Annotated in this window: 14 protein-coding genes; 7 read left to right on the top strand and 7 right to left on the bottom strand. The window is 41.2% G+C overall.

Going from position 1 to position 15,706, the window contains the following annotated elements; all coding sequences use genetic code 11:
• Nucleotides 1-103 precede the first annotated feature (103 nt).
• Together GSQ84_RS15205 and GSQ84_RS15210 are read right to left on the bottom strand one after the other, a co-directional pair.
• Nucleotides 104-859 (bottom strand): rhamnogalacturonan acetylesterase, encoded by a 756-nt coding sequence (locus GSQ84_RS15205; protein ID WP_158798123.1) that lies wholly within the window; start codon nucleotides 857-859, stop codon nucleotides 104-106.
• Nucleotides 860-956: 97 nt separating this feature from the next.
• On the bottom strand, nucleotides 957-2,063 hold the full coding sequence (locus GSQ84_RS15210) for a YhcG family protein (RefSeq protein ID WP_158798124.1): 1,107 nt from the start codon (nucleotides 2,061-2,063) through the stop codon (nucleotides 957-959).
• Between the two features lie 145 nt (nucleotides 2,064-2,208).
• Here GSQ84_RS15210 and GSQ84_RS15215 point away from each other — a divergent pair, with 145 nt between their 5' ends.
• From GSQ84_RS15215 to pdeM, 4 genes are read left to right on the top strand one after another with little or no spacing between them, the layout of a single operon-like run.
• Entirely contained in the window at nucleotides 2,209-3,222 is a 1,014-nt protein-coding gene (locus GSQ84_RS15215) for a ligase-associated DNA damage response exonuclease (protein ID WP_158798125.1), read from the top strand.
• 1 nt (nucleotide 3,223) lies between these two features.
• Complete coding sequence (locus GSQ84_RS15220; protein ID WP_158798126.1) at nucleotides 3,224-4,816, top strand: ATP-dependent DNA ligase; 1,593 nt, start codon at nucleotides 3,224-3,226, stop codon at nucleotides 4,814-4,816.
• On the top strand, nucleotides 4,813-7,449 hold the full coding sequence (locus tag GSQ84_RS15225; RefSeq protein ID WP_158798127.1) for a ligase-associated DNA damage response DEXH box helicase: 2,637 nt from the start codon (nucleotides 4,813-4,815) through the stop codon (nucleotides 7,447-7,449). Before GSQ84_RS15220 ends, GSQ84_RS15225 begins: the two co-directional genes overlap by 4 nt.
• The gene (pdeM, locus tag GSQ84_RS15230) at nucleotides 7,433-8,068 is read left to right on the top strand and encodes a ligase-associated DNA damage response endonuclease PdeM (protein ID WP_158798128.1); all 636 of its coding nucleotides are present in this window, start codon (nucleotides 7,433-7,435) and stop codon (nucleotides 8,066-8,068) included. The genes GSQ84_RS15225 and pdeM overlap by 17 nt, the downstream gene beginning before the upstream one ends.
• Before the next feature lie 106 nt (nucleotides 8,069-8,174).
• Here pdeM and GSQ84_RS15235 read toward each other — a convergent pair whose 3' ends face one another.
• Entirely contained in the window at nucleotides 8,175-8,645 is a 471-nt protein-coding gene (locus GSQ84_RS15235) for an NUDIX domain-containing protein (RefSeq protein ID WP_158798129.1), read from the bottom strand.
• Complete coding sequence (locus GSQ84_RS15240) at nucleotides 8,642-9,619, bottom strand: cation diffusion facilitator family transporter (protein WP_158798172.1); 978 nt, start codon at nucleotides 9,617-9,619, stop codon at nucleotides 8,642-8,644. Before GSQ84_RS15240 ends, GSQ84_RS15235 begins: the two co-directional genes overlap by 4 nt.
• 115 nt (nucleotides 9,620-9,734) lie before the next feature.
• On the opposite strand from GSQ84_RS15240, the gene GSQ84_RS15245 reads away from it, so the two are divergent.
• Nucleotides 9,735-10,928, top strand: a complete 1,194-nt coding sequence (locus GSQ84_RS15245) for a pyridoxal phosphate-dependent aminotransferase (protein ID WP_174238667.1) — start codon at nucleotides 9,735-9,737, stop codon at nucleotides 10,926-10,928.
• Between the two features lie 944 nt (nucleotides 10,929-11,872).
• Here the strand turns inward: GSQ84_RS15245 and GSQ84_RS15250 are convergent.
• The gene (locus GSQ84_RS15250; RefSeq protein WP_158798130.1) at nucleotides 11,873-13,120 is read right to left on the bottom strand and encodes an ABC transporter permease; all 1,248 of its coding nucleotides are present in this window, start codon (nucleotides 13,118-13,120) and stop codon (nucleotides 11,873-11,875) included.
• A gap of 203 nt (nucleotides 13,121-13,323) precedes the next feature.
• On the opposite strand from GSQ84_RS15250, the gene queA reads away from it, so the two are divergent.
• Together queA and GSQ84_RS15260 are read left to right on the top strand one after the other, a co-directional pair.
• Nucleotides 13,324-14,373, top strand: a complete 1,050-nt coding sequence (gene queA, locus GSQ84_RS15255) for a tRNA preQ1(34) S-adenosylmethionine ribosyltransferase-isomerase QueA (protein WP_158798131.1) — start codon at nucleotides 13,324-13,326, stop codon at nucleotides 14,371-14,373.
• Between the two features lie 66 nt (nucleotides 14,374-14,439).
• Complete coding sequence (locus GSQ84_RS15260; RefSeq protein ID WP_158798132.1) at nucleotides 14,440-15,117, top strand: 2-C-methyl-D-erythritol 4-phosphate cytidylyltransferase; 678 nt, start codon at nucleotides 14,440-14,442, stop codon at nucleotides 15,115-15,117.
• A 25-nt stretch (nucleotides 15,118-15,142) separates the two neighbouring features.
• Here the strand turns inward: GSQ84_RS15260 and GSQ84_RS15265 are convergent, their stop codons facing one another.
• Nucleotides 15,143-15,295 (bottom strand): lmo0937 family membrane protein, encoded by a 153-nt coding sequence (locus GSQ84_RS15265; RefSeq protein ID WP_158798133.1) that lies wholly within the window; start codon nucleotides 15,293-15,295, stop codon nucleotides 15,143-15,145.
• A gap of 127 nt (nucleotides 15,296-15,422) precedes the next feature.
• Nucleotides 15,423-15,644 carry a DUF2795 domain-containing protein gene (locus tag GSQ84_RS15270; RefSeq protein WP_008240955.1) on the bottom strand — a complete coding sequence of 74 codons (222 nt, stop codon included), beginning with the start codon at nucleotides 15,642-15,644 and terminating at the stop codon, nucleotides 15,423-15,425.
• Between the last annotated feature and the right edge of the window lie 62 nt (nucleotides 15,645-15,706).

Genomic DNA, 15,706 nt, shown 5'->3' on the forward strand with positions numbered 1-15,706 from the left:
AAATATTCAGTATATTTTTTCACTATTCCATAACCATCAAAAAGAACTTATGTTTTAATTCAGCTCAGCGATGTGTATATATAGCTAAAGAGAGTACATCATATTAATGAGTTTTTGGTTTAATAATCCTGCTTTCCAGACCTAAGTGCTGTGTCCTGATCTCAGCCAATACCAGCTCCGCCATTCGTCTTGCGCCAAGCTCATTAAAATGGGTATTATCTGCTCTGCCTTCCGGATAATTAGGATGCTCTCCCGGAGCCAGCTGATTGAACAGATTTTTTGACCCCTCTTCACCAAATGACTGGAGCAAAACCTGGCTATCCTTGTCGAGGTCAATCAGGGCTACCTTTTGTTCCAATGCTACCTTTCTTACGATCTCTGCATACACAGCATGTGTTTCCTGGATTTTTCCTGAAGCATCAAAACTTCTTCTGGCAACGGGAGTGACCAAAACAGGAATAGCCTTTTTCAATCGTGATTCACTGACGTATTCTTCCAGATAACCCTGAAATTCTGCCTCAGTAGTATAAGTCTTTTTAGTTTTCACTTCATCATTGTGCCCAAACTGTATCAGCACATAATCTCCTTCCTGCATCTTTTCCGTAACAGGTTTCCATAAGCCTTCTTTTATAAAACTCCTGGTACTGCGTCCGTTCTTTGCCCTGTTATCTACTACTACTGTTGAATCGAAGAAATTCACAAAAGGCATTCCCCATCCCGTTTCAGGATAGGTCTTTGGATCTTTAATGGCCATCGTTGAATCGCCAATCAGCCAAACGGTAATTTTGTGCTGCTCAGGGAAACTGAAGGAAGATAAAACCAGCAAAAGGGTGAGTAGATATAAAGGTCTGCAATTCATAATTCAATTCATTGATTGATAACGAATGTAAAATTTACATTTTAATCCTGATGGTAAAAACCCAGGAATATTTATGCAATCGTTACCATATGAAAATTTAAGCTGTTTCCACGTCATCTGCCCATTTATTAAGCATATGCTGAAGCAGGTCTTTATTGATCATTTTTGTCTCGTAAGCTGCAACAAGTGCAGGACTCAGATTTCTGTTCAGTGCATATTCTACTACCTCTTTATCCTGTTTTTTACAAAGTAGTACGCCAATGGAAGGATTTTCATGACTTTTTTTCACATCCTTATCCAGGGCTTCCAGATAAAAATCAAGTTTTCCTAAATACTCGGGCTGGAACTCATTGTTTTTCAACTCAAAGGCTACAAGACATTGTAAATCTCTGTGAAAAAATAGCAGGTCTATATAAAAATCATGCATTCCAACCTGTATTCTAAATTCCTCTCCCATAAAAATGAAATCCTTTCCCAGTTCCAAAATGAACTGTTTTAACTTAAACAATATCCCTTTTTGAACATCGTTCTCACTGTGAAACTCCGGAAGGTCTAAAAATTCAAAAATGTACTTATCCCTAAAAATCTTAGGAATCATCGTTGCCTCAGGATGCGAACTTTCAGCAACCTTTTGACTGCTCATAATTTGACGTTCAAACAATGAAGTCTTAATTTGTCTCACCAGTTCAGCAACAGTATACCTCTCTTTTACTGACAGCACCAGATAAAAAATCCTTTCCTCTAAACTAGCCGTTCGCTTTAAAATTTCAACGTGATGTGTCCAGCTTAACTTGCTCAATAAAACAGGTAATTCAGGTAATTCCTGTAATTGTGGGTTTATTAAACCCACAATTACATTATCCTGATTATCAGTACTTTTCAATTGTGGGTTTAATGAACCCACAATTTGTTTTTTGTCCATTAATTCTTTCCAGTCCAGGTCTTTCCAGGTGAGGTAAAACTCCTTCATTCTGTACAATGTTCTTTTGTCAAAACCCTTCAAACCTGGCTCTGATTCTTTCAACCAAACGGCAAGTTCTTCCACAACTTTTTGCCCCCATTCTGAGCTTTCCAGACGATCATGAATATAAGCCCCCAGTTGCCAATATACTGTCAGTTGTTGTGAATAGGCGAACTGCATAGCCCTGGCCTGGCCTGCTTTTATCAACTGCCTGATGTGCTCGAAGTGTTGTTGTAATTCCATAGTAATTAATAATCGCTAAATTTCACATTTATTTCATTAAAATAAAAATATAATTAATAAAGAAACTATTTTACCAAAGAATATGCCTGCGATGCCAGGTTTATTCCGGCAAACTTTTATTAGAACTGATGTGTTGTAAGCTTCAATGGCACTGATCACATTTACCAACAAAGGCATTTATTGTAAACAGGGTGGTTTTTATATCGACCCATGGAAACCTGTCGACCTCGCTGTAACCACACACGGACATGCCGACCATGTAAAATGGGGCAATAAAGGATATCTATGCCATGAACTCACGAAGCCGGTACTCCTTCAGCGGCTGGGCGCAGATCTGCCAATACAAACCCTGCCCTATAACCAGGAGATCAGTATTAATGGGGTAAAGGTTAGTCTTTTCCCCGCAGGACATGTGATTGGTTCCGCACAGATCAGGCTGGAATATAAAGGAGAGATCTGTGTGGTGTCTGGTGATTATAAGGTAGAGTATGATGGTATTAGCACAGCTTTTGAACCTGTTAAATGCCATACTTTTGTATCTGAAAGCACCTTTGGCCTGCCTATTTATAAATGGCAGCCCCAGGAGAAGGTGTTTGGGCAGATCAGGAACTGGATCTCTGACAACCATGATCAGCAGAAAACCAGTGTGCTGGTGGCCTATAGTTTAGGAAAAGCCCAGCGACTGATCAAAAATCTGGCAGGTTATACAGATATATATGTACACAACTCTATTGCCAATTTAAACGAGCGGTTTATTGAGGCCGGAGTTGACCTCCCGCAAACCATCAGGATCACTCCTGATATCAAAAAAGAAGAATTGCAAAAAGGCATTGTCATTGTGCCTCCTGCTTTATCGGATGGCAAATGGATCAAGAGTTTGCAGCATGCAGCAACAGGGGTTTGTTCTGGCTGGATGCAGGTAAGGGCGGGCAGAAGATGGAGATCATCTGATGCAGGCTTTGCACTGAGCGATCATGCCGACTGGCCGGGATTGTTATCTGCTATAAAAGCTACCGAAGCAGAAAAAGTATATGTTACCCACGGTTTTGTCTCCACCTTTTCCAAATACCTTAATGAAATAGGTATCCCTTCGGCAGAAGTGATAACCCGATATGGAAATGAAGAAGATGAGGAAGAAGAAATCTTAAAAGAAGCATAATTTGAAAAGGTTTACAGAATTGATCCAGCAACTGGAAACGAGCAATAAGACCAATGATAAGATTGCCGCACTGGTGAGTTATTTCAGCACGGCCGATGAACTGGATAAACCTTATGTGATCGCTATGTTCACCGGTAAAAAGCCCAAACGACCAATAGCTACAGCACTGATCAGACAATGGGCAACTGAACTCAGCGGGATTCCTGCCTGGCTATTTGCTGAAAGTTACCACAGTGTGGGCGACCTCAGTGAAACCATTGCTTTAGTGCTCCCCCCTCCTTCGCATACTACAGACCGTAAACTACACCAGTGGATACAGGACCTTGCTGCCTTGAATGGAAAGGATGAAGAAGCCAAGAAAGAATTTATCCTGCATTCCTGGGACAGCCTGGATACACAGGAGCGCTTTATTTTTAATAAGCTGATCTCAGGAAATTTCAGGATCGGCGTATCCAATAAAATGCTGGTAAACGCAATCTCCAAACAAAGTGATACCGACAGTAATAAGATCATGCACAGCATCATGGGCAAGTGGAATCCGGGTGAGATCACTTACCAGGAACTCATTGCAGGGGCGCATGTGAATACGGATAATTCCTGGCCTTACCCTTTCTGCCTCGCCTATGCACTGGAAGCTGAACCTTCAAGTTTGGGTGAAACCGATGAATGGCAGGCCGAATGGAAATGGGATGGTATACGCGGACAGATTGTAAAACGTAACGGAGAATTATTTATCTGGTCGCGCGGCGAAGAGCTGGTTACTGATCAGTTTCCTGAGCTGCATTTCCTGAAAGATGAACTGCCCGATGGCACCGTGATTGACGGGGAAATCCTTTCTGTAAAGGATGGACAGGTACAGGCTTTTAGTATTTTACAGCAGCGGCTGAACAGAAAAACCATTAATAAGTCGCAGTTGAAAGATGCGCCTATTGGTTTCTTTATTTACGACCTGCTGGAATTTCAGGGAAAGGATATCAGAACAGAACCGCTCAAAGAAAGAAGGAGAATACTGGAGACGATCATTTCAGCGCTGAGTGATACAACTGTTGCTATACTTTCACCCGTAATTGAATTTAACGACTGGGAGCAACTGGCAGAAATCAGAAAAGGCTCCAGAGATAACAACAGCGAGGGGATCATGCTCAAAAAACTGAGTTCCCTTTATCATAGCGGACGTAAGCGGGGCGACTGGTGGAAGTGGAAGATCAACCCTTATACCGTGGATACCGTAATGATCTATGCCCAGAAAGGTAGCGGACGACGTGCCAATCACTTTACAGATTATACCTTTGCCGTACGTGACGGTGAAAACCTGATCACGATCGCTAAAGCTTATTCGGGCTTAACCGATAAAGAAATTAAAGAGGTGGATTCTTTTGTCAGAAAGAATGCCATAGAAAAGTTCGGCCCCGTAAGAACGGTAAAACCAGAACTGGTCTTTGAAATCGCTTTTGAGGGCATTGCCGAAAGTAAAAGGCATAAAGCAGGTTTAGCCCTGCGCTTCCCCCGCATCGCCCGCTGGCGAAAAGATAAAAAAGCAGCCGAGATCAATACCCTCGAAGATTTACGACAACTTTTAGCTTCTACCTTATGATGCTGGAAAAGAGTAAAGGATATAAACAGGTGATCAAATGGCTTAAGACCACCAGAAAAAAGCCCTTTAAGTTTCAAACGGATGCCTGGGAATATTATGCAGAGGGTTATAGCGGACTTGTAAATGCACCAACAGGTTTTGGAAAAACATTTTCTATGTTTCTGGCCGTTGTGATCGATGAGCTGAATAACCAGGAAGCGGCTAAGATTGCCGGAAGAGTTAAGTTATCAAAAGATAGCAATGCTAATAACCGTATCGCCAAAGAGAAAACTTCAAAAGAGAAAATCAGTAAGGGAAGTTCGGCAAAAGTAAGTATGCTGAAAAAAGCAAAGTCATCCACAGGATTAAAATTACTCTGGATCACACCGCTGCGTTCACTGGCTAAAGATCTGGCCAGGGCAATGACAGAGGTTTGCAGGGAACTTGATCTCGACTGGCAGGTGGGTGTGCGTAATGGCGATACTGCACAGAGCGAAAAGCTGAAACAGAAAAAGCAAATGCCGGAAGTGCTAATCATTACTCCCGAAAGTATGCACCTCCTGCTGGCACAAAAAAATACCTCTGGCTATTTTGACGACCTGCAATGTATCGTAGCCGATGAGTGGCATGAATTGCTGGGCAGTAAACGCGGTGTGATGGCAGAACTGGCTATCTCCAGAATAAAAGGGTTGGTACAGGAAAAACATCCTGAAAGGCTGCTCCGTATTTGGGGTATCTCTGCTACTATAGGTAATATGGAACAGGCGCTGGATGTATTGGTACCTTATGAGGAGGTGCTGAAAACAATAGTAGTGGCCGACCTGGAAAAGAAGATAGAAATTAAGTCTATCCTGCCGGACCATATTGATATGCTGCCCTGGGCCGGGCACCTGGGGCATAAGCTGGCCCACAAGCTCCTGCCTATTATTGAGAAAAGCAAAACAACGCTCATCTTTTGCAATACCCGCGGACAGGCAGAGCTCTGGTACCAGAACCTGCTCAAGCTGGATGAAAATCTGGCAGGGCAAATTGCTATCCACCACGGCTCTATAGATTATGAATTGCGCAACTGGATTGAAGATGCCATTCATACCGGTGTACTAAAAGCAGTGATCAGTACATCGTCACTGGATCTGGGTGTGGATTTTAAACCTGTAGATACCGTAGTGCAGATAGGATCGCCAAAGGGTGTTGCCCGTTTCCTGCAGCGCGCCGGCCGAAGCGGCCACTCTCCTTATGAGACCTCCAAGATCTATTTTCTGCCTACCCATGCGCTGGAACTGGTAGAGGCCGCTGCGATTAAAGAAGCCGCAAAAACGCAGAATATCGAAAGTCGGGAACCCGTAGTAATGGCTTTTGACGTGTTGATACAGTATATGGTTACGCTGGCCGTAGGCGATGGTTTCGACGATAAAAAGTTGTACGAAGAAGTAAAGACCACCCATGCTTTCAGGGAACTGGAGCCTTCGGAATGGAGCTGGATGATGCAGTTCATTACTACCGGTGGCGACAGCCTGACGGCCTACACCGAATTTAGTAAAGTAGAAAAGGAAGAAGGGCTATGGAAAGTAAAAAGCAGGCAGATCGCGATGCGTCATCGATTGCATATCGGCACCATTGTGAGTGATGCCATGATCAAGGTCAAATACATGACCGGTGGTTATGTAGGAATGGTAGAGGAATCTTTCCTTTCCAAAATTAAACCTGGCAAAAGTTTTACCCTGGCAGGCAGGGTACTAGAGTTCATTATGATAAAAGAAATGACAGCCCTGGTTCGCAAAAGCAGGCTGAAAAGTGCCATTACCCCCAGCTGGATGGGCGGCAGGATGTCTCTTACTGCAAACCTGGGTGCCATTTTACGGCAGAAGTATAACCAGACACTGGATAAAACACACGAGGATGAGGAGCTGGATATTGTATTGCCCTTGTTTGAAAGGCAGGCCAAAGTTTCTCATGTACCGAAAGATGATGAATTTCTGATTGAGCTGATCAAAACGCGGGACGGCTATCATTTTTTCGCTTATCCTTTTGAAGGGCGCCAGGTGCATGAGATTCTGGCAGCGCTGATTGCCTACAGGCTGGGAAAAGTAAAGCCCATCAGTTTTTCCATCGCGATGAACGATTATGGCTTTGAACTGCTGAGTGAGCAGCCCATTCCGCTTGATGAGGAAAACATTAAGTTATTATTTAGCCCGGTTAACCTGGGTGAGGATATTGTTGCCAGCATCAATTCCACAGAAATGGCCAGGCGTAAGTTCAGGGATATTGCCTGCATATCGGGATTGGTTTTTCAGGGTTTCCCGGGAAAGTATGTAGCGAACAAACATTTACAGTCGTCCGCTGCATTATTTTTTAATGTTTTTAGCGATTATGATAAACATAACTTATTATTGCGTCAAGCATACGACGAAGCTTTTTACCAGCAGATCGAGGAACCACGACTTGCCGCAGCACTGCACAGGATACAGGCCAGTAAGGTAATTATCGTAAAAACAGAAAGTTATACCCCCCTTTGTTTTCCGATTAAGGTTGATAGCTTAAGAGACAGCATGAGCACGGAAGAATTAGGGGAAAGAATAGCGAGGATGACGGCAGAAGCGGATAAAAAAGAAGCGCAGCCACAACGAAGGAGAAAGAATGACCATCAATTGTAAGGGAGAAAGTTTAATATTAAGTACAGACAGGGCAATTTACTGGGCATCGAAAAAGATGCTGATCATCAGCGATCTGCACATTGGCAAAGGGGCCCATTTTAGAAAAGCAGGAATACAGGTACCGGCCGCTGTAAACGAAACTGACCTTGATAAATTGGCAAAACTGCTGCTTACTTTTTCGCCTGAAATCCTGCTGGTTACCGGGGATATGTTCCATTCCAAAATGAATACCGAAGTAGAGCAGTTTAGCCAATGGAGAGCACAGTACCCGGATTTAAAAGTAATCCTGATTAAGGGAAACCACGATCTGCTGCAAGCAGAAGATTACGCCAGATTGGCCATCGAAGTACATTCTAAAGAATTATTGTGTTTTCCTTTCCGGTTTATACACGATCAGCCAGCGGTATTTGATGAATATTATAATATTACCGGTCATATACACCCGGGCATAACGATTTACGGCAAAGCACGTCAGCATTTAAAACTACCCTGTTTCTATTTTGGCCGAACCTGCGCTATTCTTCCTGCCTTTAGCGTATTTACGGGTTTAAGTAAAATCAAAGCAGAAGAAGGACATCAGTTCTATGCCATTACGCCAGAAAAAGTAGTCCTTGTTTAAGGTAAAAGCCTTCAAGTTTTATCTTAAAAGCTCAAACCTTTTTATACTTGATTACCTATCTCTAAGCATTCCTTAGTATTCCGGCAAAACGAAACAGACCAATGGATTAATCAAAAGTGATTTCCGATTCTTCTTCCGATTGGGAGATCAGTGATAACAACAGGTTAACCACTGTTTTATCAGTTTTGAAAGTCACATCATCTTCTTTTAATTCATCCAGCCCTATCCAGCGGAAAGACTGGAGGGTTTGCCCATCAAAATCAAACACCTTGGTTTTATAATTTAACTTTAAGGGGCCCATTTCTCTCACCAGGTAATAGATACTGATGATCTGGCTGTCATTAAAAGAAGATTTCTCAAAGAAATCAGTGGTATAAAAATGGCTGATAACCTCTACCTCTGCCTCACATTCTTCCATGAATTCACGTTTCAGCGCATCGATCAGGCCTTCGCCATATTCTAATCCGCCACCCGGGAATTTAGTAAAATTCCTGCCCCCTGATTGTTCATCGCTAATCAATATTTGATTATCAGTATTAATCAGTAAACCATATACCCTTACATTAAAATAACTCATCGTTCGAAGTGTTTTTTATTTTTTGTAGCATTTTCTACTGTCCATTGAATTTCTTCCTGGAAAGCATGCTGCCGTACGTGACAATTTTTTACCTTACAATAATTACAGCATTCAGGTAAACAAGGATCTGCGTGTATAAATAATTCGGTATCGCGCTCTGCGTTACCGTTAATAAGCTCGTCAATTTCCGAGATTTCTTTGTGTACCTGGTTAAGATCGTAATAATAAGGCAACGTAACATGACAGTCGATATGCAGATCTGCCCCATATTGCTGCGCTCTAAGGTTATGGACATCTATCCAGTCCTCGTGACGATTTTGCTGCAGGATATCCACAATCACCTCCACCAGTTCGATATTGCTTTCATCCATCAGCCCTCCCACAGATTTTCGGATCAGCTGATAGCCATTGTAAAGAATATAAAAACCGAGGAGAATAGAAACAACACTATCCAGCCAGTAGATTTTAGTAACGGTAATCACCAGGATACCCACTACCAATCCGGCGCTGGTTACTGCATCGGTCATCAAGTGTTTACCGTCAGCTTCTAATGTAAGTGAACGGTGTTTTTTCCCGGTATTGATCAGATAATAAGCTACGATCAGATTTACAATACCTGTGGCACCAATGATAATGGCACCATCAAGCAGTTTGAAGATTTCCTTCGGAAATACAAGGTCGTAACTGGATTTAAAGATAATCACTAATCCGGCAATACCAATGAGCGATCCTTCTAAAAATGCAGAAAAGAATTCTACTTTCCCATGCCCATAAGGGTGATTTTCATCTTTAGGCAAAGTAATCAGATAAATGCTGTAAAAGGCAAAGCCACTGGCCAGTACATTCACAATACTTTCTGCGGCATCAGTTAAGATGGCATTGGAATGAGTGAGAAAATATGCACCGAATTTGGCCAGCATCAGAACTATGCTAATGCAAAGGGATATAAGTATGGCTTTCTTTTTGGGCAGCAAAGGAATTGATTTAGCTCCCAAAAGTACGCTTTCAAGAGGATAATCTGTTAAAAAGTATTTTTTTTTACCGGCATGTTGTTTCAGGTTTTTATATTTGCTACCTTATAAAAGAATCATGACATTTTTATCTCAAAGAATCAATAACCTATCAGAATCGCAGACCATTAAAATGGCAAAGCTGGGGAGAGAACTCACCGCTAAAGGAATTGACGTAATTAACTTAAGTTTTGGAGAGCCCGACTTTTTTACTCCTGAGCATGTGAAAGAAGCAGCAAAGAAGGCAATTGACGAGAACTATTCTTATTATACTCCTGTTTCAGGATACCCTGAACTGCGCAAGGCAATTGCTGAAAAGCTAAAGAATGAAAATGATTTAACCTACAATTTTGATCAGATCGTTGTTTCTACAGGTGCGAAACAATCTTTGGCCAATGCCATTCTTTGTCTGGTAAACCCAGGAGAAGAAGTGATTGTACCTACACCTTACTGGGTATCTTATTCGGAAATGATCAAACTGGCAGAAGGTGAAACGGTATTCATCAATGCTACCGTTGAAAACGATTTTAAAATTACCCCGGCACAGCTGGAAGCTGCCATCACGCCAAAAACAAAAATGTTTATGTTCTCTTCCCCATGTAACCCGACAGGTTCGGTTTACTCGCATGAAGAACTGGCCGGCCTTGCTGCTGTATTCGCTAAATATCCAAATATCTATATCATCTCTGATGAGATCTATGAGCACATCAATTTTGTTGACAAACATGCTTCTATCGCAGCGTTTGACGAGATTAAAGACCGTGTGATCATCATTAATGGTTTTTCTAAGGCTTACGCCATGACTGGATGGAGAGTTGGTTATATGGCCGCAAATAAAGCCATTGCTGATGCCTGTGATAAGTTACAAGGTCAGATTACCTCAGGTACTTCTTCTATCTCTCAGCGTGCAGCTTTGGCGGCTTACCAAAGCGGTTTAGAGTCTGTAACTGCTATGAAGGATGAATTTAAAAAACGCCGTGATATCGTTTATGCGTTGCTGAAAGAAATTCCGGGTATTAAAGTAAACCTTCCTGACGGTGCATTTTATTTTTTCCCTGAAGTAAAAGAGTATTTTGGGAAAAGTGTAAACGGACAAGTGATCAATACTGCAGAAGACCTTTCTTTATACCTTTTAAATGAAGCACATGTTTCTACCGTAACAGGAGAAGCTTTCGGTAACGAAGATTGTATCCGTCTTTCTTATGCAGCAGCAGAAGATCAATTGGTAAAAGCTTGTTCAAGAATTAAAGAAGCTTTATCTAAATTGAGCTAATATCTTATATTAAGATCCCCTTTGTCAATTGGCAGAGGGGATTTTTTTGTTTAGAGGTTTTCTATTTGGTTTTTCCTGGCTTCGCTGAAAAACGAGTATGCTGTATTCCGGCTGCATAATGCTGCGCTGCGCTTGCAAGACGCTAGGCCGGAATACAGCATACTCGTTTTTTTACAGATCATCCATTGCAGGGTGCTTACAGCGAAATGCTTAAAGAAATTTTATAATCCAGTATGGATTAATTTCACTTGATTAGATTATTGTATAACGCTTTAAAAAGAAAACGTGAAAGCTAATTTCACAGATCATCCATTGCAGGGTGCTTATAGCGAAATGCTTTAAAGAAATTTTATAATCCAGTATGGGTTAATTTCACTTGATCAGATTCATTGTATTACGCTTTAGAAAGAGAATGTAAAAGCTAATTTTACAGACCATCCATTGCAAGGTGCTTATAGCGAAATGCTTTAAAGAAATTTTATAATCCAGTATGGGTTAATTTCACTCGATCAGATTCATTGTATTACGCTTTAAAAAGAGTCTGCAAAAGATAGTCAAGGATGGTATTTAAACAAATTACAAAAATAGATTATCGTATAGTACTTTAGAAAGAACTTGTAAAATCTCATTGAGTATGATGTTGAAGAATCTGCCCGAATAGGGCAAGATTAAAGTATTGTACAGCAGTTAAGAGTTGCCTAAAGAAAATAATCCTTTTATGAAGTATTTATTGTTTTTGGAAGTGGTTTAAGCGATCGTCCATGGAGATGATACCCAGGGATAGCCCCTCCTCACAAGCCCCCGGATAATCTGAAAAAAAAATAAGGTATATTGTATTTCGGCCTAGCGTCTTGCAAGCGCAGCGCAGCATTATGCAGTCGAAATATAATATACCTTATTTTTTTTTCAGGATAATCTCAGCCATCCCCACGCATACACAAACCTTATGATCTGATCGCCTCTACCGGATCCAGCCTCGAAGCAGAGTATGCCGGCCAAAACCCCGATATCGTGCCGATAACAACAGAGATACCTATCCCCATGACAACATTGGCAAAATACAGCACTATTTTCACATCCAGTAAATACGTAAAAACTAGCGTGAGACTATACACCAGCAGTAATCCGAGTATCCCTCCCATTACACATAAAGCAATCGCTTCGAACATAAATTGCAGCAGGATAAAATAATTCTTGGCGCCCAGCGACTTTTGTATACCAATAATATTAGTGCGCTCCTTTACAGAAACAAACATGATATTGGCAATCCCAAATCCCCCGACAAGGATAGAAAAACCGCCAATCACCCAGCCTGCAATTTTCACCATTTTAAACATGATGTCCAGCTGATTGGAAACCATGGTAGTTTTATTCAGGGCAAAATCATCTTCAGCGCCTGGTTTGATCCGGTGGGCAGAACGCATCGATCCTTCCAGTTCACTTTCAACTTCATCCAGTGCAATATTTTCTTTTCCCCTTACCGTAATCTGCGGCCCATAATTGTCATTCTGTACATCGAAAAGACCTCTGGCATAGTTAATCGGAATTAATATATTGTTATCCTGAGACATCCCCAGCATATCCTCACCTTCTTTTTTAAACACGCCTACTACTGTTAGTCTGCGTCCCATTACTTTCACCTGCTTACCTACGGCGGGCTCACCGGCAAATAAACCGTTGGCAACTGAAGCGCCCAATATCACTACCGGTGCGCCGAATGCCCCTTCATTATCAGTAAAATAGCGACCTTCCTGATAATCCACGTTCCAGGTTTTGTTGTAATCCTGAGTACCGGTATTTAACGTTACCCCTTCAACAGATCCGCTCCTGTATTTAACAATTCGGTTGCTGATACTGGCTTCATAAGAAATACCCTCTACATTTTCCAGACGCTCCTTCAAAGCTTTGTAGTCTCTTAAAGAAGGCACAGGCCTGTTCATATACTTCCACCATGGATAATCGCCACCACCAAACTGCCACGGCCATTTTTGTACGAAAAGTGTTTTGGAACCCAATTTATCTACACTTTCCTGCAATTTATTGCGTAAGGTATCTACACCAGAAAAAACGGCTATAATTGTGAATATTCCTATTGTGATCCCCAGCAGGGAGAGCATTGTCCTGAGTTTATTCTGTCGGAGGGCATCGGCAGCAAACCGAAAACTTTCCCCTATTAGTCTGAATATGATCATAATTACCAGTTAGACCAAAAATAGCTAAAAACGTTACAGCATCCGGGCAATTAAACAAATAAATTGTACAGATGCCATATCTGTACAAATATTGACCCTATTGTCCTTGATAAAATACATAATATTTATATTTAAATTTTGTTATACACAATCTTTAATATTATAATTCGTAAATTTGCGCCCTCAATTATTTAATAAAAAACATGAAGTTATCTCAATTTAAGTTTAATTTACCTGAATCATTAGTTGCCAATAATCCTTCAGAACAAAGGGACGAAGCCCGTTTAATGGTTTTGCACAAAGATACCGGTGAAATTGAACATAAAATATTTAAGGATGTTTTGGAGTATTTTGATGATCAGGATGTAATGATTCTGAACAATACCAAAGTTTTTCCTGCACGTTTATACGGTAATAAAGAAAAAACAGGTGCTACCATTGAAGTATTCTTATTGCGTGAACTGAACAAAGAACTCCGTTTATGGGATGTTTTAGTAGATCCGGCACGTAAAATCCGCGTTGGGAACAAACTTTACTTTGGAGATGACGACCTGCTGGTAGCAGAAGTTGTTGACAATACCACTTCAAGAGGACGTACTATTCGTTTCCTGTTTGACGGTACTGACGAAGAATTTAGAAAAAACATTGAAATCTTAGGCGAAACACCTCTTCCAAAATATATCAAGCGTAAAGCAACTGCCATGGACAAAGAACGTTACCAAACGATCTTTGCTAAACATGAAGGTGCTGTAGCTGCTCCAACTGCAGGTATGCACTTTAGCCGTGAGCTGATGAAACGCCTGGAATTAAAAGGAATCAACTTTGCAGAAGTAACGCTGCACGTTGGTTTAGGTACTTTCAGATCTGTTGAAGTGGAAGACCTGACCAAACACAAAATGGACTCTGAGCAGTTCATCATTGAAGAATCACAGGCCAACATCGTTAACAAAGCACTGGAAGACAAAAGACGTATCTGCGCTGTAGGTACCACTTCTATGCGCGCTATCGAATCGGCTGTTTCTTCAGGAAGAATGCTTAAACCGGCCAACGACTGGACCAGCAAATTCATCTTCCCTCCTTATGATTTCAGTATAGCCAATTCCATGATCACTAACTTCCACACACCGGAATCTACTTTACTGATGATGGTAAGTGCCTTTGGTGGTTACGATTACGTAAGACACGCTTACGAAGTGGCTTTAAAAGAAAAATATCGTTTCTATAGTTATGGTGATGCAATGCTGATCATCTAATTGAACAAAATATATTCATGAAATAGGAGGATCTTTAGATTTCTCCTATTTTTTTTACACAAAAAAATGAAATACTACGCCATTATTGTTGCCGGGGGAAAAGGAAACCGGATGAACCAGGCTGTTGCAAAACAGTTTTTAGAGCTGGATGGCAAGCCTGTTCTCATGCATACACTGGAAGCCTTTCACCGTTGTGTACTAAATCCTAAAATCATTTTAGTCCTGAATATACATCAGCATCAATACTGGGAAGAACTTTGTGTAAGTCATGGCTTTACCATCCCTCATCAGGTGATCAAAGGCGGCACAGAAAGGTTCGATTCTGTAAAAAATGGCATTAAAGGCCTTAAGGGAAAAGGTATTGTTGCCGTACACGATGCAGTACGTCCGCTGGTTACTTCAGAACTGATCCAGAGGGCCTATGAGATGGCGGCAGAAAAAGGCAATGCAATCACGGCTATACAACCTGTAGATTCGGTAAGGATAAAAAAAGAGGGACAAGATTCTGAAGCTTTAAACAGGAATGAGCTTTATCTCATTCAAACCCCTCAGACATTTCAGCTGGAGCAACTAAAAAAGGCTTACCGTCAGCCTTATAGAAATGAATTTACAGATGATGCTTCTGTGGTAGAAAGGGCGGGCTTTAGTATCTATCTCCTTGCTGGTGAAAGGAACAACATGAAGATCACCTATCCGCAAGACCTGGAGTTTGCAAGTTTCCTGTTAAATAAAAAGGGCTTCTGATTGCTCAAAAGCCCTTAATGTATGATTAAGCAGCGCCTCTTATTAATCTTAGCAGGATTGCAACCACTGCTATAACTAATAAAATGTGGATGATTCCACCTGTGTAGAAACCACCAAGAAAGCTGATTGCCCAAATGATGACCAGAATGACTGCGATTAGATAAAGTAAATTTCCCATAGTAGTAGATTTTTAGATTTAAGTTGTTAATTAAATGATTTAAAATTTCAAGACACGTTCTTGACATTACATAAACAATCTTCGTTCCAAAAAAAAGCCCCGTTACCGGGGCTTGTAATTATGAGTCTTAATATTCATCTTCATTAAAGAAAAAATCATCCTTCGTCGGATAATCAGGCCAAATTTCCTCAATGGTTTCATACGGCTCGCCGTCATCTTCCAGTGCCTGCAGGTTTTCTATCACCTCTACAGGTGCACCTGATCTGATTCCGTAATCGATAAGTTCGTCTTTAGTTGCAGGCCATGGAGCGTCCTCCAAATGCGATGCTAATTCTAGTGTCCAATACATATTCTATACTAATTTATTGTTCTTATTTATTTTGCAAAAGTATATTAAAAAACATGAGGAAA

It is taken from the genome of Pedobacter sp. L105 (assembly GCF_009765875.1).
In the GTDB taxonomy this organism is placed as follows: domain Bacteria; phylum Bacteroidota; class Bacteroidia; order Sphingobacteriales; family Sphingobacteriaceae; genus Pedobacter.

Excerpts from the sequence above, each read along its gene's own strand:
- GSQ84_RS15270 (WP_008240955.1), bottom strand. The coding sequence starts at position 15,644 with ATGTATTGGACACTAGAATTAGCATCGCATTTGGAGGACGCTCCATGG.
- GSQ84_RS15210 (WP_158798124.1), bottom strand. The coding sequence starts at position 2,063 with ATGGAATTACAACAACACTTCGAGCACATCAGGCAGTTGATAAAAGCA.
- GSQ84_RS15260 (WP_158798132.1), top strand. The coding sequence starts at position 14,440 with ATGAAATACTACGCCATTATTGTTGCCGGGGGAAAAGGAAACCGGATG.
- GSQ84_RS15235 (WP_158798129.1), bottom strand. The coding sequence starts at position 8,645 with ATGAGTTATTTTAATGTAAGGGTATATGGTTTACTGATTAATACTGAT.
- pdeM (WP_158798128.1), top strand. The coding sequence starts at position 7,433 with ATGACCATCAATTGTAAGGGAGAAAGTTTAATATTAAGTACAGACAGG.
- GSQ84_RS15215 (WP_158798125.1), top strand. The coding sequence starts at position 2,209 with ATGGCACTGATCACATTTACCAACAAAGGCATTTATTGTAAACAGGGT.
- GSQ84_RS15205 (WP_158798123.1), bottom strand. The coding sequence starts at position 859 with ATGAATTGCAGACCTTTATATCTACTCACCCTTTTGCTGGTTTTATCT.
- GSQ84_RS15250 (WP_158798130.1), bottom strand. The coding sequence starts at position 13,120 with ATGATCATATTCAGACTAATAGGGGAAAGTTTTCGGTTTGCTGCCGAT.
- GSQ84_RS15225 (WP_158798127.1), top strand. The coding sequence starts at position 4,813 with ATGATGCTGGAAAAGAGTAAAGGATATAAACAGGTGATCAAATGGCTT.
- GSQ84_RS15265 (WP_158798133.1), bottom strand. The coding sequence starts at position 15,295 with ATGGGAAATTTACTTTATCTAATCGCAGTCATTCTGGTCATCATTTGG.
- GSQ84_RS15245 (WP_174238667.1), top strand. The coding sequence starts at position 9,735 with ATGACATTTTTATCTCAAAGAATCAATAACCTATCAGAATCGCAGACC.
- queA (WP_158798131.1), top strand. The coding sequence starts at position 13,324 with ATGAAGTTATCTCAATTTAAGTTTAATTTACCTGAATCATTAGTTGCC.